The following is a 555-nucleotide window of genomic DNA, read 5'->3' as shown; positions in this document are numbered from 1 at the left end:
GAAATTGTAACGCTGCAACATGGTTCCCATGGCTCCATCGAGGATGAGTATGTTTTTTTTAATGGCTTCGTGAATGTTGGACATATCTTTTTATTTCTTGTAAATCACAATCGGAATTGGGATTTTTACTTTTGATTAATAGTTCTAAAAGTTCACTATTATTTCTCTTTAGCCCTGATGGAAGCGGCATCCTATTGTGCCGGTGTTCGGCGCAATAGATATAGCGTACAGCAGGAAGGATCGTGGTTAAAATGCACCGTTGATCTGCTCTAAAAAAAATATCGATATGTTGTCAAGAAAATTGTTGAGAAATACTGTAGAAGTATTCTTGTGTTATCTATCTTAAATACTGAATTCAGTATAAAGTAGAATGTAGCACCTTCTTTAAAGATAAAGGGTTGCTAAGGTTTCATTGGGTCTTTCCCTCCGCCTTTCGTGATAACTTTCAATAAATATAGGAACACTGCAAAGAAAAGACAAAGCGCTAATACTCGCAAGTATTAGCGCTTAATTTTTTAACTACTATAGGTGAATTTGTTAAACTATTGCTTTAAC

1 riboswitch is annotated in these 555 nt (G+C 35.1%).

What is annotated here, in order from left to right:
• Positions 1-330: 330 nt before the first annotated feature.
• Positions 331-445, bottom strand: a riboswitch (SAM riboswitch).
• Between the last annotated feature and the right edge of the window lie 110 nt (positions 446-555).

Origin of the sequence: Clostridium vincentii, from assembly GCF_002995745.1 — a bacterium.
GTDB lineage: Bacteria > Bacillota > Clostridia > Clostridiales > Clostridiaceae > Clostridium > Clostridium vincentii.
Note: the sequence above shows the minus strand (reverse complement) of the source record. Positions and strands in the feature narration are given on the sequence as shown.